This window comes from Serratia quinivorans (assembly GCF_052113645.1).
Classification (GTDB): Bacteria; Pseudomonadota; Gammaproteobacteria; order Enterobacterales; family Enterobacteriaceae; genus Serratia; species Serratia quinivorans_B.
Map to the genome: position 1 here is coordinate 26,276 of NZ_JBIEIU010000012.1, position 23,872 is coordinate 50,147.

Below are 23,872 nucleotides of genomic sequence, written 5' to 3' on the forward strand. Positions count from 1 at the left end.
GGTTCAGCGGACTGAACCCGGGTTTAACGCTATCGCGTGCCTGGCCCGGAGCCCCAGGCCTGCAGATTACAGCCCCAGCGCCCTTCTTACCGGGGCAAAACTGCGGCGATGATGCTCGGTCGCACCCAGCGCGGCCAGCCGCTCCAGATGGAAGGCGGTTGGGTAGCCCTTATGCTGCGCAAAGCCGTAATCGGGGAACACAAGATCCAATTCGGCCATTTCGCGGTCACGCGTCACTTTCGCCAGAATGGATGCCGCACTGATTTCCGCCACGCGGCTGTCCCCCTTTACTACCGCCTGCGAACGCATCGGCAGTTTCGGGCAACGGTTACCGTCGATCAATACCATGTCCGGCGCGATATGCAACCCGGCAACCGCACGCTGCATCGCCAGCATAGTGGCATGCAGAATATTCAGTTGGTCGATCTCTTCAGGCTCAGCGCGGCCCAGGCTCCAGGACAACGCCTTCTCGACGATTTCGTCATACAGCGCCAGGCGGCGCTTTTCACTGAGTTTTTTCGAGTCAGCCAGGCCAACGATCGGCCGTGCGGGATCCAGGATCACCGCAGCGGTAACCACCGCGCCCACCAAGGGGCCACGGCCCACTTCGTCCACGCCGGCAATCAGCGTGGCGACAGGATAGATGAAGGGTTCAATCATGCTTTTGCCAGTTCCAACACAGCCTGAGCGGCCTGTTCATCGGCACCGCAACGGATGCTCTGGTGCAAGGTGAGGAAAGTCTGTTTCAGCTCGTCAGTTTGCGGGCTGTCTTCCAGCAGCGGCATTACCGCCGCCGCCAGTTTGTCCGGTACGCAGTCATGCTGCAACAGCTCGGTGACGATTTCGCGACCGGCCAGCAGGTTAGGCAGTGAGACATACGGGGTCTTCACTAACCGTTGCGCCAACCAGAAGGTAAAGGGTTTCATGCGGTAGCCCACCACCATTGGGCATTTGGCCAGCATGCACTCCAGCGCGGCGGTGCCTGAAGCCAGTAATGCCGCGTCGCTGGCAATCATCGCCTCACGCCCCTGGCCGTTCAGCAGGTGAACCCGCAGTTCTGGCGCCACTTCGGCCTTGATGCGCTCGAACTGCTCGCGTCGTTTGGCGTTCACCAGCGGCACCACCAATTCCAGGTCGGGATAACGGGTACGCAGCAACTGCGCCGTTTTCAGGAAATCGGCGCTCAGCATCTCGACTTCCGCATTGCGGCTGCCCGGCAGCAGAGCCAGACAACGCGCATCAGGCGCTATGCCCAGCGTGGCGCGCGCAGCCAGTTTGTCCGCCTGCAGCGGCATGGCATCAGCCATGGTGTGGCCGATAAACCGGCAGGGAACGTTAAAACGATCGTAAAACGCTTTTTCGAAAGGGAGAAACGCCAGCACCAGATCGGTGGCTTTGCCAATTTTGAAAACGCGCTTTTGACGCCAGGCCCAGACTGACGGGCTGACATAGTGAATGGTGCGGATGCCGTGTTGTTTCAGGCGGCCTTCCAGGGTGATATTGAAGTCCGGCGCGTCGATACCCACAAACACGTCAGGCTTCAGTTCTGTGAACCGGCGGGTAAGATCCTTGCGGATCTTCAACAGGCGTGGCAGGCGCTCAAGCACCTCCACCACGCCCATTACCGCCAGCTCTTCCATTTCGTACCAGGTTTCACAGCCTTCGGCCTGCATCAGCGGGCCAGCGACGCCAACAAAACGCGCGTCGGGGACTTGCGCCTTAAGCGCACGGATCAAACCGGCGCCAAGAATATCACCGGAAGTTTCTCCGGCGACCAATCCGATAGTCAATGGACGATTTTGCATAGGTCAGCGAATGATACCGCGGGTTGAACGACCAAAGAAATCGAGGAACTGCTGCACCACCGGCTGTTCTTTCGCCAGGGTTTCGATTTCTGTTTTCGCTTCATCCAGCGTTTTCTCGCTGCGATAAAGGATCTTGTAGGCATTACGGATTGCCTGCATTTCATCTTTATCAAAACCACGACGCTTCAGGCCAACGGCGTTAACACCGAATGGCGTGGCGTGGTTACCCTGCGCGATGACAAAAGGAGGCACGTCCTGGGCAACACCGGAACAACCGCCCACCATGACGTGGGTGCCGATAATGCAGAACTGATGGATAGCCGTCATACCGCCGATAATGGCATGGTCGTCAATTTCCACATGCCCGGCCAGCGTAGCATTGTTCGCCAGGATACAGGAGTTACCCACCACACAGTCGTGTGCAACGTGCACGTTAACCATCAGCAGGTTGTCATTACCCACCTTGGTCAACCCTGTGCCCTGCGCTGTGCCGCGATGGATGGTAACGCTCTCGCGGATGCGATTGCGATCGCCAATCTCGACACGCGTAGGCTCGCCCGCGTATTTCAGATCCTGATTCACTTCACCAATAGAGGCGAACTGATAGATCTGGTTGTCGCGACCGATTTTGGTCAGGCCATTCACCACGATGTGGGACTTCAGTACCGTGCCTTCGCCGATTTCCACCTGGGAGCCGACGTAACAGAAGGGACCGATGTGCGCGCCAGCGCCGATAACGGCGCCTTCTTCGATAATCGCGCTAGGATGGATAAAGGCGGTTTTGTCGATCACGGATTAAGCCTCCCGGCTGCGCGCACACATCATGGTTGCTTCGCAGACAATTTTGCCGTCGACGGTCGCCACGCCTTTAAAGCGCGTCAGACCACGACGTGTTTTCTCAAAGGTGACTTCCATGATCATCTGATCACCAGGCACTACCGGGCGTTTGAAGCGGGCTTCATCGATACCGGCGAAGTAATACAGCTCACCCGGCTCCAGTTTGCCGACGCTTTTAAACGCCAGAATACCGGTGGCCTGCGCCATGGCTTCCAGAATCAATACACCTGGAAAAATCGGCTTACCAGGGAAGTGTCCCTGGAAAAACGGCTCATTTACAGATACGTTCTTCACCGCACGCAGGAATTTGTGCTCCTCAAACTCGAGGACGCGGTCAACCAGCAAGAACGGGTAACGGTGAGGAAGCAACTCTAAAATTTCTGCAATATCCAGAGTATGAGTGTCAGTAGTCAAAATACTCTTCCTGTCTCTAAAAACTGATGGCATCAACAACACGGCCTGCGCTGACCCCAAAAGGAGATCATCATGCAGGCCGCAAATTAACAACTCTTTGCGCTTTTGGTCTCATGACCAACGCGTTTCGTTTTGTACCCAGCGAGGCGGGCGGTAGTGATTAGTCTTTTCCGACTTTTCGTTCGACAGCTTTTAAGCGCTTGCTAATCTCATCGATATTCATCACCAACGCAGCGGTTTTACGCCAAACTTTGTTGGGTTGTAACGGAATGCCCGAAGAGTATACCCCAGGTTCGGTGATTGGTCGCATAACCATTCCCATTCCAGTGACAACAACCTTGTCGGCGATCTCCATGTGACCGTTGATCACGCTGGCTCCACCAATCTGGCAGTAGCGGCCGATTTTCAGGCTGCCCGCCATGATAACACCGCCGGCAACGGCAGTATTGTCGCCAATCACAACGTTATGTGCAATCTGGCATTGGTTGTCGATGATAACACCATTCCCGATCTGGGTGTTATCCAACGCGCCGCGGTCAATGGTGGTGCAAGCGCCGATCTCGACGCGATCGCCGATAATCACCGTGCCCAACTGAGGAATTTTAATCCAGTTGCCGCGTTCGTTGGCATAGCCGAAACCGTCGGCACCGATCACGGTGCCCGATTGGATCAGACAGTGCTGACCGATCTCGACTTCATGATAAATCGTTACGTTCGCCCACAGACGCGTACCTGCGCCGATGCGTGCACGTTTGCCGATAAAACAGCCCGGGCCAATAACCACGTTATCGCCAAGTACTGCACCCGACTCGATCACCGCATTGGCACCGATAGCGACCTGCTGTCCCAGAGTGGCTTCAGGTGAGATTACCGCACTTGGGGCAATATCCTGGGCCGGAGACGGTGTCGTATCCATCAGTTGCGCCATGCGCGCGTAAGTCAGGTAAGGGTTTTTAACCACCAGCGCCGCAGAACGGCAGTGTGGTAAATCCGCCTCGGTAAGCACGACTGCGCTTGCCTGGCAGGAAGCCAGCTGCTCTTGATAGCGGCTGTTTGACAAAAACGTGATTTGGCCAGCCTGTGCCGAATGCATAGAAGCAATGCCGGTGATGACGAGATCGCCATCACCGTGCAATTGTGCATCCAACTGCTGCGCTAAATCAGCCAGTCGAATTGAAGGCATGTGTTATTTAACCTGTTTCAGCACGTCAGCAGTGATGTCTTTAGAAGAACCTGCGTAGGCAACTGCGTTAGCATCGATCACTACGTCGTAGCCTTCTTTGCTGGCAACAGATTTCACAGCGTCCTGAATACGGCTCAGGATTTTGTTACGCTCTTCCATCTGACGGCGACGGTTGTCCTGCTCAAAAGCCTGAGCTTTCTGAGAGAACTGCTCGCGCTGTGCCATCACGTCTTTTTCCATCTTGCTGCGATCGCTGGCTTTCATGGTAGCGCCATCACGCTGCAGACGTTGCATCTTGGTCTGAAGGCTACGCTCCATGTTCTGAAGCTCACCCGCACGGCCTTTAAACTCGTTTTCCAGCTGTTTAGCTACGGTTTCACGAGCCGGCAACTGTTGGAAAATGCTGGAGACGTTAACTACAGCGATCTTATCTGCTGCCTGAACGCCAGCTGAAGCAGCCATTGCTAAACCGAGGCCTGCGGCACACAACCACTTTTTCACTATAAACTCCTTACCATCACCCATTTGTGCCATATGACACTTGAAGTACACAATCTGCCAGACTTATCCCGTAAAACAATGAGAATCATCTCTGTGTTTTGACGGGCGCCTGGCATTTGCGATTCTTAATAACTGCTTATGCCCAGAAGCGGGACCTGTTACCAGGTCTTGCCAATGTTAAATTGGAACTGTTCGGATTTGTCGCCTTCGTATTTCTTGATCGGGTTGGCGTAAGAGAACACCAATGGACCCAAAGGTGACATCCACTGCAAGGCGATACCGGCAGAAACGCGAATGTTGCTCGCTTTGCTGTAGTCCGGAACATCGTACATGCTGGTCTGAGAAGTATTCTGCCAGTTGGTATCCCATACGGTACCCGCATCCATGAACAAGGAAGTACGCACTGAGTTTGCGTATTTCTCGCTGATGAATGGCGTTGGCGTAATCAGCTCCATACTGGCGACAGCCATGGCGTTACCGCCCACCGCATCGTCCGAATTACAAATCGGCGTGCCGTTGCTGCAGCCATACGAGTTGGAATTGTAGTACACCGCTTTTGGACCGATGGTGTTCGAGCCAAAACCACGTACGGTGCTTGAGCCACCGGCGTAGAAGTTCTCGTAGAACGGCATTTCTTTACCGCCGAGACCATCCGCGTAACCCAGACGGCCACGTCCCAACAGCACCCAGGTGCGATCGTCGTTGATTGGAACGTATTGCACGCTGTCCAGCGTCAGTTTGTAGTATTCGTTATCCGATCCCGGAATGGTGACTTTACCATTCAGCGTCGTGCGGTTACCCGAGGTAGGGAAATAACCACGGTCTAGGTTGTTGTAAGTCCAACCCAGGTTCAGCGTGAAGTCATCCGCAGAGTAGCTGGCGCGGTCGGTGGTGTTCGGATCCAGCCCCATCGAGTCCAGATAACGCCACATGGCAACCTGCGGCTGCATGTTGGACAGGCCGTTATGCACGTAACCCAAACCGGTACGCAACGAGTTGTTTTCGTTGATCGGGAAGCCCAGGGTACCGTCTATACCGTAACTCTTGTTGGTATAGTCGGACAGGTCCGCGTCATCCGCTTTAAAGTCGTTGTAGAAGATACGCCCGCCCAGACTCACACCGTCAACGGTGAAGTACGGGTTGGTTACCGACAGTTCGGTGTAGGTCTGGTAGTCGTTCTTGGTACCGCTGATGCCGACGGAATAGCCGGTACCCAGCCAGTTGTCCTGCTGAACACCCGCCTGGAAGCTAACACCGCTCTCGGTGCCGTAACCGACGCCAAAGTTAAAGGTACCGGTGTTACGCTCTTTCACCTTGTAAGTGACGTCAACCTGATCCGCAGTGCCAGGTACGCGCTGAGTTTCCACGTCTACCGTTTCAAAGTAACCCAAACGGTTCAGACGTTCTTTACCCTGCTCGACCTGAGCGTTGCCCAGCCACGCACCTTCCATCTGACGCATTTCACGGCGCAGTACGGAGTCTTTACTGGTGTCGTTACCTTCGAACTTGATGCGGCGCACGTAGAAACGGTTACCCGCATCAATATTCACGTGCAGCTTCACGGTTTTATCCGCGTCGTTGATTTCAGGCTGAGTAGAAACGCGCGGATAGGCATAACCATAACGGCCCAACATCGTTTTGATGTTGTCTTCCATCTTGGTCACTTTGCTGCCGTTATACAGCTCACCCGGCTCGATCTTGGTCAACTGGGCGACTTCCGCCGAGTGGCCGGCCAGGTTGCCGTTCACCATCACGTCGGTGAGCTTGTACTGCTCGCCTTCGGTGATATTGATGGTGATGTAGATGCCTTTTTTGTCCGGCGTCAGGCTGACCTGAGTCGAATCAATATTAAAGCGCGCGTAGCCGCGGTCCAGATAGAAACTGCGCAGGGTTTCGAGATCACCCGCCAGCTTTTGCTTCTGATATTTGCGATCGCCAACCAGGTTCCACCACGGCACTTCATCACGCAGTTGGAAGCGTGAAATCAGCTCGTCGTTAGTGAAGGCATGATTGCCGACAATGTTGATTTGTTGAATCTTGGCGGAAACCCCTTCCGTGAACACCAGTTTCAGGTCGACACGGTTGCGCGGCAATGGCGTGACAACGGCTTTCACCGAGGCACTGTATTTACCGACGCTGTAGTAGAAGTCTTCCAGCCCTTTTTCAATGCTGGATATTGTGGTGCGGTCGAGCGCTTCGCCAACCCGAACGCCAGAGGCCTCCAGGTTTTGCTTAAGCATGTCATCTTTCACCGACTTGTTGCCGGAGAAAGTGATGCTGGCAATGGTAGGGCGTTCCTTAACCTGAACAATCAGCGTATTACCATCGCGCAGCACGCGAACGTCCTCGAAGTTGCCAGTGGCAAACAAGGCACGGATGGTATTACTGATATCATCGTCAGAGACGGTATCGCCTACGCGAACCGGCATGTTGAGTAACGCCGCACCGACGGCGACTCGCTGCAGGCCTTCGAAATGAATATCCTTCACTACGAACCCGTCTGCACCGTATACGGTGGCGCTGCCAAACAGCAGCGACGCTATGAGCAACTTTTTCATCGCCATCGTTGTTATGCGTTCTTCCTAACCTATCCCCGCCCCTAAAGGCGAGAAAAATCATTGAAAAGTGCAAGACCCATTAAAAGCACCAACACGATCGAACCTATGCGGTAACTGTAGTCCTGTACTCGCTCGGAAACCGGCCCACCCTTCAGCTTTTCTATCGCCAGGAAGAGGAGATGCCCACCATCTAACACCGGTAATGGGAACAGGTTGATGATACCCAGGTTGACACTGATCAACGCCAGGAACATCAAATAATACACCAACCCGACCCCGGCTGACGCCCCTGCTCCCTGTGCAATCGAAATCGGGCCACTCAGGTTGTTCAGCTTTACATCACCGGTTATTAATTTACCCAGCATTTTGACCGTGAGGCTCATTAGCTGCCAGGTCTTGTCCCCAGCCTGATACAGCGCAGGGAACGGTCCATACTGGCGAATCGTTTTATACTCGTCCGGCAGCGGCAACACCTTTGGAATGATGCCTGCAAACCCCACCGATTTGTCTTTTCCCACCGGCTTTGTATCCGGTATCAGCGTCAAAGACAAGGGGGCGCCGTTTCTTTCAATCTCTAAAACCAGCGGTTGCCCAGGGCCGTTGTGGATCCGTTTAACCAACGTCTGCCAACGACCCAACAGCTGACCGTCGACTTTAACGATCCTGTCCCCCGCTTGCAAACCCGCCTTTTGTGCCGCCGACCCCGGCTGCACTTCGGCAAGGACAGATTCTATCTGCGGACCGCGCGGAATAATACCCAGCGCAACCACGGGATCCTGTTTGTCCGGCTCAAAATTCCACTGGCGCAAATCCAGGGTTTTCATCACCACCTGTGAAGAGCCAAACGGCGCGATACCCACTTCGGTTTCTGCGTCGCCGATCTTCGCTACCAGCGCCAGACGAACTGATTCCCAATCAGGCGTTTCGATGCCATCTACGGACTTAAGTTCCATTCCAGGCGAAATTTCAGCGTGGGCGGCAATCGATTGTGGCGATATTTCACCAATCACCGGACGGAAGCTGGGAACGCCGATAATAAATACCAGCCAGTAAGCAAGGATAGCAAACAGGAAGTTGGCGACAGGTCCGGCGCTGACGATAGCGGCGCGCTGCCAAACGGTTTTGTTGTTGAATGCCTGATGACGGAGTTCCGGTGCAACCGAATCAACCCGCTCATCGAGCATTTTCACATAGCCGCCCAGAGGGATCAGGGCAATCACGTATTCCGTACCCTGACGGTCAGTACGGCGCCATAAGGCGCGGCCAAAACCGATGGAGAAGCGTTCTACACGGACGCCGCAGCGACGGGCGACCCAAAAGTGCCCGAACTCGTGCACGGTGATTAAAACACCGAGCGCAACCAGAAATGCGACTAAGTTCCAGAGCACACTACCCATCATCCCTTCACTCCCCGTCGTTGACGGATTAAAACACTAACAGCATCAGGCAGGCAAATACAGGCACTGCTGCGGTCAGGCTGTCGATACGATCCAGTATACCGCCATGACCCGGTATCAAATGACCACTGTCTTTGATACCCGCTTCGCGTTTAAACATGCTCTCGGTAAGATCGCCCAGCACGGAAGCCAGCGCGGCAATCACCGAACAAATCAGTAAGGTCGCCGGCACGATAGTCAACGGGGCGTAACGGCCGAACAGCCAGGATATCAGGGCCGAGGTAATCAGACCACCGATGAGCCCCTCCCAGGTTTTCCCCGGAGAAACTTTTGGCGCCAGCTTATGCTTGCCAAACAGTTTGCCAAACATGTAGGCACCGGAATCCGCGCCCCAAACCAGCAACATCACGTACAGCAGCCACCAGGCGCCGGTGAAGTGGTTTTGTTCATAGCCGAACTGGCGCAGCGACAGCATGCCCCAGAAGAACGGCACTATGGTCAACAAACCAAAAATCAGACGTATCGGGCGTGAATTACGCCACAGTGCAGCCGAGCCGGGATAGAACAGCACCAGCAACAAGGCTGTCAACCACCAGGCCAGTGACAGCCACAGCGGCCCGCCTACCTGAGGCAGGTGGACCGACTGGTGGTATGCCGGAATGCTGAGCATCATCAACGCCAGCAGAAAACCGCATAATATCGCCAACCAGATGCGCTGCGAGCGGGAGGTAAAACCGGCCAGTTGGCCCCACTCCCAGGCGGCTAACATACACACAACGAGCGTTACCAGGGCAAAGCCCACCGGCGGCAGCAAAAACAGCGCCGCGATAACAATCGGGATTAAAATCAGAGCCGTTATGAGGCGATACTTCAGCAAAAGTTCCCCCTAGGACGCATCGGCGCCGATAGGTGTTGTTCCCCCGAAGCGACGCTCGCGTTGTGCAAATGCATTCAGCGCACCTTCAAAGACAAGTTCATCAAAATCAGGCCAGAGTACATCAGTAAAGTAAAGTTCTGCATAAGCAATTTGCCACAGCAAGAAGTTACTGATGCGGTGTTCACCGCCAGTGCGGATCACCAGATCCACCGGTGACAGATCGTGCATGCAGACCCGCTCACCCAGTAATTCTTCGCTAATTTGATCCGGACGCAGTAAACCATCCTTCACCTGCTCAGCCAGTTCCCTTACTCCCTGAATAATATCCCAACGGCCACCGTAGTTGGCGGCAATGTTGAGCGTCAGGCCATCGTTATTTTCTGTCAGTTGCTCAGAGCGACGGATCCGCTCTTGCAAACGCGCGCTGAAACGGCTGATGTCGCCGATCACCCGCAGTCTGACGTTATGTTTATGCAGGCTTTTTACTTCACTGTCCAAGGCACGAACGAAAAGCTCCATGAGGGCGGAGACTTCCTGCACCGGACGGTTCCAGTTCTCGCTGCTGAAGGCATAAAGCGTGAGTGCATCTAAATGGTTGTTGGCAGCAAAACTGACCGCGCGACGAACCGATTTCACCCCTGCTTTATGACCGAAGACACGTAACTTACCCTGACGTTTAGCCCAGCGCCCGTTACCGTCCATAATAATGGCAACATGCCGTGGTCCCAGAGTGGACGGATTAGCCTCTTGTTGATTTGCGGACGACATAACTCGTACTTATTTCCTCAATAGAAATACAACTGCCCTTCCGGAACATCAGGCCCTTACGCGCAAAAAAAGCCGTGTGCCCGACACGGCTTTTCAGTCTGCCCCGCGACAGCCGGTAATTTCCGCTGCGCCGTTGGCGTTCGAGATATCAATCGGGCCAAAATTCAACGGTATAACCGCTGACAAGTGGCGCAGACTATATCACCTCAGCCGAGCCTGAACAAACGGCCCCACTGCGGCACGCGTAATTTGCGAACAAAATAGGATAATTGCCGCTATCAGTTACGCAGTGATTTAACCAACCCAACCGCAGCCTCACGCGCCTGACGATCTATCTCTAAGACCGCATCAATGCAGGACGGTTCCTGCAATGACAGCCGTTCGACCACTTTTTGGTTCACTGCCGCAATATCGGTAAAGCGAATCTGCTCCTGCAGGAAAGCCGCCACGGCCACTTCGTTGGCCGCATTCAGTGCGGTGGTTGCCGCCTGCCCGGCGTCAAAGGCCTCTATGGCCAGATACAGGCAGGGATAACGTTCCCGCTCAGGTTCGGCAAAGGTCAGCGAGCCGATACGGCAAAAATCCAGCGCTTCCACGCCAGAGCTGACCCGCTGTGGGTAAGCCATTGCATGGGCGATCGGCGTGCGCATATCCGGCGTGCCCAACTGGGCCAGCACGCTGCCATCGGTGTAGCGCACCATCGAGTGGATCACCGACTGCGGATGCAGAATCACTTCCATTTGTTCGGCCGAGGCGTTAAACAGCCAGCGGGCCTCAATATATTCCAGTCCTTTGTTCATCATGGTGGCGGAATCCACCGAGATCTTGCGCCCCATCGACCAATTAGGGTGGGCACAGGCCTGATCCGGTTTCATCGTGGCAAACTGCTCCAGCGGCGTAGTACGGAACGGGCCGCCGGAGCCGGTGAGCACTATGCGCGACACACCATGACTGTCTAATGAAGAGTATCCCAACTGACGCTGAATGCTCTCAGGCAAACTCTGAAAAATCGCGTTATGTTCGCTGTCCAGCGGCAGCAGCTGCGCCTGGCTCTGTTGCACCGCGTCCATAAACAGGCGTCCACAGGTCACCAGCGACTCTTTGTTCGCCAACAGCACCTGCTTACCGGCGCGGATTGCCGCCAGTGTCGGCAGCAGCCCGGCAGCGCCAACGATGGCCGCCGTCACCTGGTCAACGTCATCCAACGCCGCCAACTCGCAAGCAGCCTGCTCGCCCGACATCACCTCGGTAGCAATGCCATTTTCTGCCAGCAGAGTACGCAGTTCACGCGCTGCGCCTTCGTCCGCCATCGCCGCATAGGCCGGGCGGAATTCTATGCACTGTTGCGCCATGACCGCTACGTTGCGGCCGGCAACCAGCGCTTTAATCGCAAAACGGTCGGGATTTTCCCTGACCACGGCCAGGGTACTGGTCCCCACTGAACCGGTGGAGCCAAGAATAGTCAGTTGCTTCATGAGCTCACTCTGAATAACTGTCTGATGCGATCGGAGGTGCTCCAGTGTGTAACCTTGGCCACCGCTTGTCCATGATCAATCAGTACGATGAAACGGGATCTGCGCCACAAAAAACAAAGCGCCGCCCAGGCGACGCTTTTTTTCTGCGCGATGCTGATTAGAAATCCATCAGCTCTTTTTCTTTTTCCGCCAGAGCGGCATCCAGAAGTTTGATGTAAGCATCGGTCAGCTTCTGAACATCGTCTTGTGAACGGCGATCTTCGTCTTCGCTGATTTCTTTGTCTTTCAGCAGCGCTTTAACTTTATCGTTGGCATCACGGCGTACGTTACGTACCGCCACACGGCCCTGCTCCGCTTCGTTGCGCACGACCTTGATCAGGTCTTTACGGCGTTCTTCGGTCAGAGGAGGCAGTGGAACACGGATCACGCTGCCGGCTGAACTTGGGTTCAGGCCGAGGTCAGAAGCCATGATGGCCTTTTCTACCGCTGAACCCAGGGAGCGATCAAACAGGTTAATTGCCAGGGTACGGGAGTCTTCAACGGTCACGTTAGCCAATTGACGCAGCGGCGTCGCTGAACCGTAGTATTCCACCATGATGCCGTCCAGGATGCTTGGAGAAGCACGGCCGGTACGGATTTTGCTGATTTGGTTTTTGAATGCTTCTACGCTTTTTTCCATGCGTGAATCAGCATCTTTTCTGATTTCATTAATCACGTTGCAAACCCTTGGAAGCTGGATACTTGGCAGGCCATACCACAGTATAGCCCGTGAATTTTACTCAAGGAGAGTGCATAACGCATAGCGTTACCCGCTCCCGCTAAATTTGGCAGAACAGCCTTATTTGCTGATCAGCGTACCTTCGTTTTCACCCATCACTACCCGGCGCAGCGCACCTGGCTTGTTCATGTTGAAGACGCGGATTGGCAGACCGTGATCGCGGGCCAGCGTAAATGCCGCCAGATCCATCACTTTCAGCTCGCGCTCCAGCACGTCCTGATAGGTAATATGTTCGTACAGCGTCGCATCCGGGTTTTTAACCGGATCAGCGGAGTATACACCATCCACTTTGGTCGCTTTCAATACCACGTCAGCTTCGATCTCGATCCCACGCAGACACGCAGCAGAATCGGTAGTGAAGAACGGGTTGCCGGTACCGGCGGAGAAGATCACCACGCGGTTATTGCGCAGCAGGCTGATCGCCTCTGCCCAGCTGTAGTTGTCGCACACGCCGTTCAACGGAATTGCAGACATCAGGCGGGCGTTCACATAGGCACGGTGCAGTGCATCACGCATAGCCAGGCCGTTCATCACGGTAGCCAGCATTCCCATGTGGTCGCCCACTACGCGGTTCATGCCGGCCTGCGCCAGGCCCGCGCCGCGGAACAGGTTACCGCCGCCAATAACTACACCGACCTGAATTCCCAGTTCGACCAGCTCTTTAACTTCCTGAGCCATGCGATCCAAAACGCTAGCGTCGATACCAAAACCTTCTGCGCCTTGCAGGGCTTCGCCACTCAGTTTGAGCAGAATACGCTGATATACGGGTTTTGCATTGGTTGCCATGGTGATCTGTCCTAAGAAGCAGTATTAGTATTGGGGATTTCAGCCGATGAAACGCGCCTGTGCTGAGTATATTGCCACAGGGCCTGCCATCGGTGTAATTCTGGCTGGATAAAATGGAACCGCCAGACGGCGGCCCCATTAACAGTCATTAAGACTGCTTGCTCATTGCAGCAACTTCAGCTGCAAAGTCATTTGCCGCTTTCTCGATGCCTTCGCCCACTTCGAAGCGGATGAAGTTAACCACGTCAGCGTTGTGCTCTTTCAGCACCTGGCCAACGGACTTGCTTGGTTCGATCACGAAAGGCTGACCGGTCAGAGAAACTTCGCCGGTGAATTTCTTCATGCGGCCTTCAACCATTTTCTCTGCGATTTCTTTCGGTTTGCCAGACTGCATGGCGATGTCCAACTGAACCTGGTACTCTTTTTCTACCACGTCAGCAGACACATCTTCCGGCTTAACGAATTCTGGCTTGCTCGCCGCAACGTGCATCGCGATTTGCTTAACCAGCTCTTCGTCAGCGCCTTTAGCCGCGATCAGAACGCCGATACGTGCGCCGTGCAGGTAGCTGCCCAGCACTTCGCCTTCCAGGGAAGCCACGCGACGGATGTTGATGTTTTCACCGATTTTTGCAACCAGCGCTACACGTTCATCTTCGAACTGTGCTTTCAACACCTCAACATCAGTGATTTTGCCTGCAACAGCAGCGTCCAGCACTTTGTCAGCGAATGCCTGGAAACCGGCATCTTTAGCAACGAAGTCAGTCTGGCAGTTAACTTCCAGGATCACGCCGTAGTTGCCTTCGATCTTGGTTTTGATCACGCCGTCAGCAGCTACGTTGCCTGCTTTTTTCGCCGCTTTGATCGCACCAGATTTACGCATGTTTTCGATGGCCAGCTCGATGTCGCCGTTAGATTCGACCAGAGCTTTTTTGCAATCCATCATGCCAGCGCCAGTACGCTCGCGCAGTTCTTTTACCAGAGCAGCGGTAATATCAGCCATTTCTATTTCCTCGGTTATCTCACGTGGAGACAGTTCTCATTCAGATAAGCAAAGGGGGCCTATAAAGGCCCCCCTAACCAACATATTCAATACCTGGTTAATAAGGGCTCAGTGACGAGCTTGCCTTATTATTCAGCTTCTACGAAGCTGTCTTCCGCTTGAACGGCCAGATCTTGAGAACGACCTTCACGGACGGCGGCAGCAACGGCAGTCAGGTACAATTTGATTGCACGGATTGCATCGTCGTTACCAGGGATGATGAAGTCAACGCCGTCTGGATCGGAGTTGGTATCAACGATAGAGAATACCGGGATACCCAGGTTGTTGGCTTCTTTGATCGCAATGTGTTCGTGATCAGCATCGATGACGAACAGAGCGTCAGGCAGACCACCCATGTCCTTGATACCACCCAGGGAGTTTTCCAGCTTGGCCAGTTCGCGAGTACGCATCAGCGCCTCTTTCTTGGTCAGCTTGTCAAAGGTGCCATCTTGAGACTGGATTTCCAGATCTTTCAAACGCTTGATTGACTGACGAACGGTTTTCCAGTTAGTCAGCATGCCGCCCAACCAGCGATGGTTCACGAAGAACTGATCGCAGGTGTTAGCATATTCTTTTACCGCTTCGCTTGCTGCGCGCTTAGTACCAACGAACAGGATCTTACCTTTACGGGAAGAGATCTTGGTCAGTTCAGCCAGTGCTGCGTTGGCCATTGGTACAGTTTTTTCCAGGTTGATGATGTGAACCTTGTTACGTGCGCCGAAGATGAAAGGCTTCATTTTCGGGTTCCAGTAACGGGTCTGGTGACCAAAGTGTACACCGGCCTGGAGCATGTCGCGCATGGAAACAGTTGCCATGATTAAACCTCTATAGAGTTAGTTGGGGTTATGCCTCCACGTATCCCATAACGCCGACCCTGGCGGTGATAATCACCTCAGGGCACCCCGGCGGATGTGCCGATACGTGTGTGTTATTTACACAAAGTGAGTGCAGTTAAAGTATTTTCGGCCTTTTCCGTCATTATCACAAGGACGAAGAGCGGATCTGCCGGCGCGCTTTATACCATAAACCCGCCACCGACACCAACTTTTGTTGCCATCGCCCAAGCCGCCAGGAAATCAAATTTGGCAGCCTCAGGCGGGGCTGATACCATAAGAGACTGCTTCTTATTTCTTTCTGTTGTCGGCGAGCACGACACCTGCGGACGAACTTCATGGCAATCTCAATTAAAACACCTGATGACATCCAAAAAATGCGCGTGGCCGGCCGCCTGGCCGCCGAAGTGCTGGAAATCATCGAGCCGCACGTCAAACCTGGCGTGACCACCGGCGAACTGGATCGTATCTGTCACGATCACATCACCAACCAGCAGCAGGCGATTTCCGCCTGTCTGGGTTATCACGGCTTCCCGAAATCCGTGTGCATCTCGGTCAATGAAGTGGTATGCCACGGCATCCCGAGTGATGACAAAGTCCTGAAGGACGGCGACATCGTGAATATCGACGTCACCGTGATCAAAGACGGTTTCCACGGCGATACCTCCAAGATGTTCATCGTCGGTAAACCGACCATTCTGGGCGAGCGCCTGTGCCGCATCACCCAGGAAAGCCTGTACCTGTCACTGAAAATGGTGAAGCCGGGTATCCGCCTGCGTACGCTGGGCAAAGAGATCCAGAAATTCGTCGAAGCCGAAAACTTTTCCGTGGTGCGCGAATACTGTGGCCACGGCATTGGCGAAGTGTTCCACGAAGAACCTCAGGTACTGCACTATGACGCGGACGACGGCGGCGTGGTACTGCAACCCGGTATGGCCTTCACCATCGAGCCTATGGTCAATGCCGGTGATTACCGCATCCGCACCATGAAAGACGGCTGGACGGTAAAAACTAAGGATCGCAGCTTGTCGGCGCAGTATGAGCATACTATTGTGGTCACAGATAACGGCTGCGAGATAATGACGTTGCGCAAGGATGACACCATCCCCAACATCATTACGCACGAGATGTAAGCGCCGCGGCGTTTTGCCGCGATGCATGATGTCACAGGCCGGCTTTTGCCGGCCTTTTTTATGGGCTGCGTATTATGTCTGAAAACTTTCGCCAACAAGACACCTCGGTCATTCCACGACAGGCCGTGCCGGAGCAGCCTGAATATCCCAACGCCTATGGCGATGAGGAGATTAACTGCGTCGCGCTGAAACAGCGCCTCGAACAGTTCCAACTGTGGCTGGCAGAAGCGTTCAATGCCGGTTCCAGCGCCGAAAGCCTGGTCGCCGCCCGCAGCGACTTTATCGATCGCCTGCTGCGTCGCCTGTGGACCTTCTACGGCTTCGAAGATATTCCCGAAACCGCATTGGTGGCGGTCGGCGGCTATGGCCGTGGCGAACTGCACCCGCTCTCGGACATTGACGTGTTGGTGCTGAGCCAGCGCCGTCTGAATGAACAGCAATCCCAACGCGTGGGGGAATTTATCACCCTGCTGTGGGATCTGAAGCTGGAAGTGGGCCACAGCGTGCGTACGCTGGAGGAGTGCCTGCTGGAAGGCCTGGCGGATCTGACCGTCGCCACCAACCTGATTGAATCGCGCATGATCTGCGGCGATGTCGCCTTGTTTCTGCAAATGCAAAAGCACATCTTCAGCGACGGTTTCTGGCCCTCCCCCCAATTTTTCCACGCCAAGGGGATTGAACAGCAAGAGCGCCACCAGCGCTACCACGGCACCAGCTACAATCTGGAGCCGGACATCAAGAGCAGCCCTGGCGGTCTGCGGGATATTCACACCCTGCTGTGGGTCGCGCGCCGTCACTTCGGCGCCACTTCGCTTGACGAAATGGTCGGCTTTGGTTTTCTGACCCAGGCCGAACGCAACGAACTTAACGAATGCCAAAGCTTCCTGTGGCGTATTCGCTTCGCGCTGCACCTGGTATTACCGCGCTACGATAACCGGCTGCTGTTCGATCGCCAGCTCAACGTGGCGCAACTGCTGCGTTATGAAGGAGAAGGCAACGAGCCGGTCGAGCGCATGATGAAAGATTTTTATCGCATGACGCGCCGCGTCGGCGAATTGAATCACATGCTGCTGCAACTGTTCGATGAGGCGATTCTGGCGCTGGACGCCACGGAAAAACCCCGGCCGCTGAACGATGACTTCCAACTGCGCGGTGACCTGATCGACCTGCGTGACGAAACGCTGTTCATCCGCCAGCCGGAATCCATCATGCGGATGTTCTACCTGATGGTACGCAACCGCGAAATCAAAGGCATTTACTCCACCACTGTGAGGCAGCTGCGCCATGCGCGCCGCCATCTGAAACAGCCGCTGTGCACCATCCCGGAAGCACGCGAACTGTTTATGGCCATTCTGCGCCACCCAGGCGCAGTGTCGCGGGCGTTGGTGCCCATGCACCGCCACAGCGTGCTGTGGGCTTATATGCCGCAGTGGGGCAAAATCGTCGGGCAAATGCAGTTCGACCTGTTCCACGCCTATACCGTCGACGAACACACCATTCGCGTCCTGCAAAAGCTGGAAAGCTTTGCCGATGCCGAAACGCGGCCGCGTCATCCGCTGTGCGTAGAGCTGTATCCGCGCCTGCCGAATCCGGAGCTTCTGCTGCTGGCGGCGCTGTTCCACGATATCGCCAAAGGCCGCGGCGGCGACCACTCGATCCTCGGCGCACAGGATGCGCTGGAGTTCGCCGAGCTGCACGGTTTGAATTCCCGTGAGGCTCAACTGGTGGCCTGGCTGGTACGTTGCCATTTATTGATGTCGGTCACCGCTCAGCGCCGCGACATTCAGGATCCGACGGTGATCCAGCAGTTCAGCGCCGAAGTGCAGAGCGAAACCCGCCTGCGCTATCTGGTTTGCCTGACGGTGGCAGACATCTGCGCCACCAACGAAACCCTGTGGAACAGCTGGAAACAGAGCCTGTTGCGTGAACTGTATTTCGCCACCGAAAAACAGCTGCGCCGCGGTATGCAAAACAGCCCGGATCTGCGCGAACGCGTGCGTCACCACCGTCTGCAAGCGCTGGCGCTGCTGCGCATGGACAATATCGACGAAGAGGCACTGCACCGCATCTGGAGCCGCTGTCGCGCCGATTATTTCCTGCGCCATTCGCCTAACCAATTGGCCTGGCACGCCCGCCACCTGCTGGCCCACGACTCCACCAAACCGCTGGTGCTGGTCAGCCGTCAGGCCACGCGCGGCGGCACCGAGATTTTCATCTGGAGCCCGGATCGTCCGTACCTGTTTGCTGCCGTGGCCGGCGAGATGGATCGGCGTAACCTGAGCGTCCATGACGCGCAGATCTTCACTAACCGCGACGGCATGGCGATGGATACCTTCATTGTGCTGGAGCCGGACGGCAGCCCGCTGGCACAGGACCGCCACACGGCGATCCGTCATGCGCTGGTGCAAGCCATTACCCAGCGGGAATATCAGCCGCCGCGCGTGCGCAGGCCGTCCTCCAAGCTGCGTCATTTCAGCGTGCCGACCGAAGTCAGCTTCCTGCCGACCCATACCGACCGCCGCAGCTATCTGGAACTGACCGCGCTCGATCAACCGGGCCTGCTGGCTCGGGTGGGCGAAGTGTTCGCCGATCTCGGCCTGTCACTGCACGGCGCGCGCATCTCCACCATCGGCGAGCGGGTTGAGGATTTATTTATTCTGGCCGACAGCGATCGACGCGCCCTTAACCCGGAAACGCGCAGAAAGTTGGAACAACGGTTGACAGAGGCCCTCAATCCAAACGATAAAATGTGATACAAGTAACCTTTTCGTAGACAACATCAGGACAGAGAACAGCATGCAGCAATTACAAAACGTTATTGAAAACGCCTTCGAACGCCGCGCGGAAATCACCCCGGCGAACGCAGACACCGTAACGCGCGAAGCGGTAAACCAGGTGATCGGCCTGCTGGACAGCGGCGCCCTGCGCGTTGCCGAGAAGATTGACGGTCAGTGGGTAACGCATCAGTGGCTGAAAAAAGCCGTGCTGCTTTCTTTCCGCATCAACGACAACAAAGTGATGGACGGCGCCGAAACCCGTTATTACGACAAAGTGCCAATGAAATTCGCCGATTACGACGAAGCGCGTTTCCAGAAAGAAGGCTTCCGCGTAGTGCCGCCGGCGACCGTTCGCCAGGGCGCATTCATCGCCCGCAACACGGTGCTGATGCCTTCCTACGTGAACATCGGTGCTTACGTTGACGAAGGCAGCATGGTAGACACCTGGGCCACCGTCGGCTCTTGCGCGCAAATCGGCAAGAACGTTCACCTGTCCGGCGGCGTCGGCATCGGTGGCGTACTGGAGCCTCTGCAGGCCAACCCGACCATCATCGAAGACAACTGCTTTATCGGTGCGCGTTCAGAAGTGGTCGAAGGCGTGATCGTAGAAGAAGGTTCTGTGATCTCCATGGGCGTATACCTGGGCCAGAGCACCCGCATTTACGACCGCGAAACCGGTGAAGTGCACTACGGCCGCGTTCCTGCCGGTTCAGTCGTCGTGTCCGGCAACCTGCCGTCCAAAGATGGCTCTTACAGCCTGTATTGCGCGGTGATCGTCAAAAAAGTCGATGCCAAGACGCGCGGAAAAGTCGGCATTAATGAGTTATTACGCACCATCGACTAAATTAAGATAGCGGGTGAATCACCCGCTATTTTTTTGTCTTCATTACGTGAGCAGTCACAGTCTCTGGCGCGGTTATTCGCCATAATCCCAGACCGTGGAATAAAGTCTATTTATAAGGTGGCGCTATTATGTATGACAACCTGAAAAGCTTAGGAATCAATCAACCGGAAGATGTCGATCGCTATAGCCTGCGTCAGGAGGCCAATAACGACATTCTTAAGATTTATTTCCGCAAGGATAAAGGCGAATTCTTTGCCAAGAGCGTGAAATTCAAATACCCGCGCCAACGCAAAACCGTGGTAGCGGACAATGCCGGCCAGGGTTACAAAGAAATCCACGAAATTAACCCGAATCTGCGCTACGTGATCGATGAACTGGATCAGCTGTGCCAGCGTGATCAGGTCGAAGTGGATCTGAAGCGCAAAATTCTTGATGACCTGCGTCATCTGGAAGGCGTGGTCTCCCACAAGATTGCCGAGATCGAATCCGATCTGGAAAAACTGACCCGCGGTAAATAAGGGTTCAGCAAACTGGATCTACTGGACTTCATTTTTACCCTATGAATTTCGAGTTGCAGCTAACAACGCTGCAACTCGAAAGGAGACAGGGAATTCTATTTCAGCAGCGTGCCCCACTGCTCGACCCACGGGCAAGAAACCACTTCCGGTTCCGGCTGTTCCATCGCATCGATTTCCAGCACCTCACCCACGCGGGTGGCCCCTTGTTCCTGCAGCAATGCGTCGAATGCGCGCCCTGCGCCACAGAAATTGTCATAGCTGCTGTCACCCAAGGCAATCAGCCCATAGTGCAGCTCCGGTTGGTAGCCGACCTGATCGCGAATGGCATGGAACAGCGGTGCAATGCTGTCCGGCAAATCGCCCTGGCCGGTGGTGGAGGTAATCACCAACGCGTAATGCTGACGGTAAAACTGCCAGGCTTCCAGTGTGCCCTCTTCGAACAGTTTGACCTCGTGGCCCTGTTCGCCAAGGATAGTTTCCGCCTCTTCCGCCACCAACAGTGAGTTGCCGTAAACCGTTCCCACGAAGATTCCAACCTGAGCCATTGCCCCTACTCCCTTAAATACCTTTAAAAATGATCAGATATCCTGACCGCTAGCCGAGGGAAACTCAACCCTGGCAAGCTCAGGGATACTCTCTGTCCAGCCAAACTGTGACATAACGCCCTGCCAGGGTTCGTCCCAGCGAGCGGAAATATGCAGCGGTTCACCGGTCACCGGATGATTCAGTTGCAGGTGGCTGGCGTGCAACATCAGGCGCGAACAACCGAAATGCTGAGCCATGCCGCGGTTCTGGCGCAAATCGCCGTGTTTGCTGTCACCGATGATCGGATGGCGGATATGCACCATATGACGGCGTAACTGGTGCTTGCGACCATTTTCCGGTTTCAGTTCAATCAGGCTGTAGCGCGCACTGTCGTAACGGCCAATCGCCACCGGCATTTCTGCCTGCGCCAGCGGCCGATAATGGGTAACCGCCGGCTGTGGGCCTTTGTCCGCCGAGGCAAACTTGTCGGCGATCTTGTCCAACTCCTCCGTCAGCGGGTAGTCGATGGTAGCGCCTTCCAGCACGTAACCGCGCACCACCGCATGGTAGGTTTTCTGCATTTGATGCTGTTCAAGCTGTTGCGACAACAGTCTCGCCACGTCGCTGGACAGCGCCATCAGCAATACCCCGGAAGTAGGACGATCAAGGCGATGCACGGTAAACACATGCTGGCCAATCTGATCGCGCACGGTCTGCATGACAAACCGGGTTTCATGACGATCCAGCCAGCTGCGGTGCACCAGCCAACCGGACGGTTTGTTCACCGCCACCAGGTGCTCATCCTGATACAAAACCTCAATCACAATCTCTTTTCCTACGTAAAAGCCCAGATTCCGGCGCGAGTATACAGGAGTGTATCGGCGCTAGTTAACCCATTCGATGGTCACCAGACGACTATCGGCACGGCCGCGATCGTCCACCGCCCGAATGCGGTACTGCCCGTTGTTGATCGGCCGAGTCGATAGCCTGTCCTGGCGTCTGCGCTAATACATTAGTTTGCCGCTGAGCGAAAATCAGCGGCCAGGCCGACGGGGGATTACGGCTCTTTATTCAACATGTTATCCAACTGCTGCAGCACGACCAACAGCGGCATGCAGTTAGGTTCATTGTTTTTCAGCGCCTCTTCAAAATAAGGCGTGATAGCGAAACGCGTCGGCAAGGGTGCATTCGCATCCAGCAGCGCGTACATCCGCGGCAGAAACACCCACTGCAACCACGCTTCGGCCGACATGCTGTCTACGCAGAAAGGTTCAGTACTGGCGAAAGCCTCAGGCTCAGGCGGCGCGGCCTGCCACAGAGCCAGATCGCGCATTGACTGTTCAATCGCCTGCAAACGGTGGCGAACCTGATTATTTATACTCATCTGCATTCCCGATCTATTTTCATGATGATGATCCAGCCGCGTGGCTGAAAAGCGGCAAAGCATAGCATTTTTATAGCCCAAATTCGGCTGACTTGACTACCGCGACCGTTTTTATCTGGTGGCGCTCAGCGCCCCACGGCACAATAGGCTCACCGACTAAACCACACAGATTAGACACATGTCCGCAATCACACCGACAAAAAATCACGCTACGCCCGGCAAAGCCATGCTGGCTTCGGTCACCGGCTACGCCATGGACGGCTTCGACCTGCTGATCCTCGGCTTTATGCTGCCGGCCATCAGTATCGAAATGGGATTGAGCTCTTCCGCCGCCGGTTCTCTGGTCACCTGGACGCTGATCGGCGCCGTTCTGGGCGGGGTGATTTTCGGTCACCTCAGCGATCGCTTTGGCCGTATCCGGGTATTGACCATCACTATCCTGATGTTCTCGCTGTTTACCGGCTTGTGCGCCCTGGCGCAGGGCTACTGGGATTTGCTCGCCTACCGCACGCTGGCAGGCATCGGGCTGGGCGGCGAATTCGGCATCGGCATGGCGCTGATCGCCGAAGCCTGGCCGGCGGAAAAACGCAATCGCGCCTCAGCCTACGTGGGCATGGGCTGGCAGCTGGGCGTGCTGGCGGCAGCGTTTCTCACCCCGCTGCTGCTGACGCATATCGGCTGGCGCGGCATGTTCCTGGTCGGCTTGTTGCCGGCGCTGGTGTCATTCCTGATCCGTCGCACCCTGGGTGAACCGGAAGAGTTCGTACGCCAGCAAAGTACCGGCGAACAACTGTCTTTTGCCCAACGGATCAGGCTGCTTTTCAAAGACCGGGCCACCAGCAAAGCCAGCATCGGCATTTTTATTCTGTGTTCGGTGCAAAACTTCGGTTATTACGGACTGATGATTTGGATGCCGACCTACCTGGCAAAAAACTTCGGTTTTTCATTAACCAAGTCAGGCCTGTGGACGGCGGTCACGGTGATCGGCATGACGTTCGGTATCTGGCTGTTCGGTGTCTTGGCCGACCGCTTCACCCGCTGGAAGATTTTTATCAGCTACCAGATTGGCGCGGTGGTCATGGTGGTGGTCTATGCGCAGCTTAGCGACCCAACGTTAATGCTGTTTGCCGGTGCGCTGATGGGGTTGTTCGTTAATGGCATGATTGGCGGCTACGGCGCGTTGATTTCCGACACCTACCCCGTGCAGGCGCGGGCGACCGCACAAAACATTCTGTTCAACCTGGGGCGGGGTGTCGGCGGCCTCGGGCCATTGGTGATCGGCGCATTGGTAACGCAGGTGTCTTTCACCGCGGCAATCAGCCTGCTGGCAGCGATTTATCTGTTGGATATTTATGCCACGCTGTTCCTGTTGCCAAAAAAACAGGTCGATGGCGATACGCTGGGGGCCATTGGTTAACTGCCGAGAGGAATTTGAGCAGG

At 55.3% G+C, this 23,872-nt stretch carries 23 protein-coding genes; 5 read left to right on the plus strand and 18 right to left on the minus strand.

The annotated features are described in order from the left end of the window. Window positions 1–66 precede the first annotated feature (66 nt). The 15 genes from rnhB to rpsB all read right to left on the minus strand — a co-directional run bounded on the left by rnhB (window position 67) and on the right by rpsB (window position 15,233). On the minus strand, window positions 67–660 hold the full coding sequence (gene rnhB, locus ACGS9J_RS20115) for a ribonuclease HII (protein ID WP_020828353.1): 594 nt from the start codon (window positions 658–660) through the stop codon (window positions 67–69). Beyond that, window positions 657–1,805, minus strand: a complete 1,149-nt coding sequence (gene lpxB, locus ACGS9J_RS20120) for a lipid-A-disaccharide synthase (RefSeq protein WP_442232549.1) — start codon at window positions 1,803–1,805, stop codon at window positions 657–659. The genes rnhB and lpxB overlap by 4 nt, the downstream gene beginning before the upstream one ends. A gap of 3 nt (window positions 1,806–1,808) precedes the next feature. Then, a complete protein-coding gene (gene lpxA, locus ACGS9J_RS20125; protein ID WP_135317742.1) occupies window positions 1,809–2,597 on the minus strand; it encodes an acyl-ACP--UDP-N-acetylglucosamine O-acyltransferase in 789 nt (262 codons plus the stop codon). Window positions 2,598–2,600: 3 nt separating this feature from the next. After that, the gene (gene fabZ, locus ACGS9J_RS20130) at window positions 2,601–3,056 is read right to left on the minus strand and encodes a 3-hydroxyacyl-ACP dehydratase FabZ (protein ID WP_017893789.1); all 456 of its coding nucleotides are present in this window, start codon (window positions 3,054–3,056) and stop codon (window positions 2,601–2,603) included. Between the two features lie 160 nt (window positions 3,057–3,216). After that, window positions 3,217–4,239: a UDP-3-O-(3-hydroxymyristoyl)glucosamine N-acyltransferase gene (gene lpxD / locus ACGS9J_RS20135; protein WP_442232550.1), complete on the minus strand. Its 1,023-nt coding sequence runs from the start codon at window positions 4,237–4,239 to the stop codon at window positions 3,217–3,219. A gap of 3 nt (window positions 4,240–4,242) precedes the next feature. Continuing rightward, complete coding sequence (gene skp, locus ACGS9J_RS20140; RefSeq protein ID WP_442232551.1) at window positions 4,243–4,740, minus strand: molecular chaperone Skp; 498 nt, start codon at window positions 4,738–4,740, stop codon at window positions 4,243–4,245. Between the two features lie 158 nt (window positions 4,741–4,898). Continuing rightward, the gene (bamA, locus tag ACGS9J_RS20145; RefSeq protein ID WP_442232552.1) at window positions 4,899–7,304 is read right to left on the minus strand and encodes an outer membrane protein assembly factor BamA; all 2,406 of its coding nucleotides are present in this window, start codon (window positions 7,302–7,304) and stop codon (window positions 4,899–4,901) included. A gap of 35 nt (window positions 7,305–7,339) precedes the next feature. Then, on the minus strand, window positions 7,340–8,695 hold the full coding sequence (gene rseP, locus ACGS9J_RS20150) for a sigma E protease regulator RseP (protein ID WP_442232686.1): 1,356 nt from the start codon (window positions 8,693–8,695) through the stop codon (window positions 7,340–7,342). A 28-nt stretch (window positions 8,696–8,723) separates the two neighbouring features. Beyond that, window positions 8,724–9,572 carry a phosphatidate cytidylyltransferase gene (cdsA, locus tag ACGS9J_RS20155; protein WP_442232553.1) on the minus strand — a complete coding sequence of 283 codons (849 nt, stop codon included), beginning with the start codon at window positions 9,570–9,572 and terminating at the stop codon, window positions 8,724–8,726. A gap of 9 nt (window positions 9,573–9,581) precedes the next feature. Then, window positions 9,582–10,340, minus strand: a complete 759-nt coding sequence (gene ispU / locus ACGS9J_RS20160; protein WP_442232554.1) for a (2E,6E)-farnesyl-diphosphate-specific ditrans,polycis-undecaprenyl-diphosphate synthase — start codon at window positions 10,338–10,340, stop codon at window positions 9,582–9,584. Window positions 10,341–10,618: 278 nt separating this feature from the next. Beyond that, window positions 10,619–11,815: a 1-deoxy-D-xylulose-5-phosphate reductoisomerase gene (gene ispC, locus ACGS9J_RS20165; protein WP_442232555.1), complete on the minus strand. Its 1,197-nt coding sequence runs from the start codon at window positions 11,813–11,815 to the stop codon at window positions 10,619–10,621. 157 nt (window positions 11,816–11,972) lie between these two features. Next, window positions 11,973–12,530 carry a ribosome recycling factor gene (gene frr, locus ACGS9J_RS20170; RefSeq protein ID WP_442232556.1) on the minus strand — a complete coding sequence of 186 codons (558 nt, stop codon included), beginning with the start codon at window positions 12,528–12,530 and terminating at the stop codon, window positions 11,973–11,975. 123 nt (window positions 12,531–12,653) lie between these two features. After that, entirely contained in the window at window positions 12,654–13,379 is a 726-nt protein-coding gene (pyrH, locus tag ACGS9J_RS20175) for a UMP kinase (protein ID WP_004952223.1), read from the minus strand. A gap of 148 nt (window positions 13,380–13,527) precedes the next feature. After that, window positions 13,528–14,379, minus strand: a complete 852-nt coding sequence (gene tsf, locus ACGS9J_RS20180) for a translation elongation factor Ts (protein ID WP_442232557.1) — start codon at window positions 14,377–14,379, stop codon at window positions 13,528–13,530. Window positions 14,380–14,507: 128 nt separating this feature from the next. Beyond that, window positions 14,508–15,233, minus strand: a complete 726-nt coding sequence (gene rpsB / locus ACGS9J_RS20185) for a 30S ribosomal protein S2 (RefSeq protein ID WP_442232558.1) — start codon at window positions 15,231–15,233, stop codon at window positions 14,508–14,510. A 356-nt stretch (window positions 15,234–15,589) separates the two neighbouring features. On the opposite strand from rpsB, the gene map reads away from it, so the two are divergent. The 4 genes from map to ACGS9J_RS20205 all read left to right on the plus strand — a co-directional run bounded on the left by map (window position 15,590) and on the right by ACGS9J_RS20205 (window position 20,523). Further along, entirely contained in the window at window positions 15,590–16,384 is a 795-nt protein-coding gene (map, locus tag ACGS9J_RS20190; protein WP_037418856.1) for a type I methionyl aminopeptidase, read from the plus strand. 74 nt (window positions 16,385–16,458) lie between these two features. Continuing rightward, window positions 16,459–19,137 (plus strand): bifunctional uridylyltransferase/uridylyl-removing protein GlnD, encoded by a 2,679-nt coding sequence (gene glnD / locus ACGS9J_RS20195; RefSeq protein WP_442232559.1) that lies wholly within the window; start codon window positions 16,459–16,461, stop codon window positions 19,135–19,137. Between the two features lie 43 nt (window positions 19,138–19,180). Further along, window positions 19,181–20,005, plus strand: a complete 825-nt coding sequence (gene dapD, locus ACGS9J_RS20200; RefSeq protein WP_085118544.1) for a 2,3,4,5-tetrahydropyridine-2,6-dicarboxylate N-succinyltransferase — start codon at window positions 19,181–19,183, stop codon at window positions 20,003–20,005. Window positions 20,006–20,133: 128 nt separating this feature from the next. Continuing rightward, window positions 20,134–20,523: a DUF3461 family protein gene (locus tag ACGS9J_RS20205; RefSeq protein ID WP_006318690.1), complete on the plus strand. Its 390-nt coding sequence runs from the start codon at window positions 20,134–20,136 to the stop codon at window positions 20,521–20,523. A 95-nt stretch (window positions 20,524–20,618) separates the two neighbouring features. Here ACGS9J_RS20205 and ACGS9J_RS20210 read toward each other — a convergent pair whose 3' ends face one another. The 3 genes from ACGS9J_RS20210 to ACGS9J_RS20220 form a co-directional block, all read right to left on the minus strand. Continuing rightward, window positions 20,619–21,068, minus strand: a complete 450-nt coding sequence (locus ACGS9J_RS20210) for a flavodoxin (RefSeq protein WP_442232560.1) — start codon at window positions 21,066–21,068, stop codon at window positions 20,619–20,621. Window positions 21,069–21,101: 33 nt separating this feature from the next. Beyond that, on the minus strand, window positions 21,102–21,872 hold the full coding sequence (gene truC, locus ACGS9J_RS20215) for a tRNA pseudouridine(65) synthase TruC (RefSeq protein WP_442232561.1): 771 nt from the start codon (window positions 21,870–21,872) through the stop codon (window positions 21,102–21,104). A gap of 233 nt (window positions 21,873–22,105) precedes the next feature. Then, window positions 22,106–22,432 carry a YqcC family protein gene (locus ACGS9J_RS20220; RefSeq protein ID WP_442232562.1) on the minus strand — a complete coding sequence of 109 codons (327 nt, stop codon included), beginning with the start codon at window positions 22,430–22,432 and terminating at the stop codon, window positions 22,106–22,108. Between the two features lie 178 nt (window positions 22,433–22,610). On the opposite strand from ACGS9J_RS20220, the gene ACGS9J_RS20225 reads away from it, so the two are divergent. Next, complete coding sequence (locus tag ACGS9J_RS20225) at window positions 22,611–23,849, plus strand: MFS transporter (protein WP_442232563.1); 1,239 nt, start codon at window positions 22,611–22,613, stop codon at window positions 23,847–23,849. Window positions 23,850–23,872 lie beyond the last annotated feature (23 nt).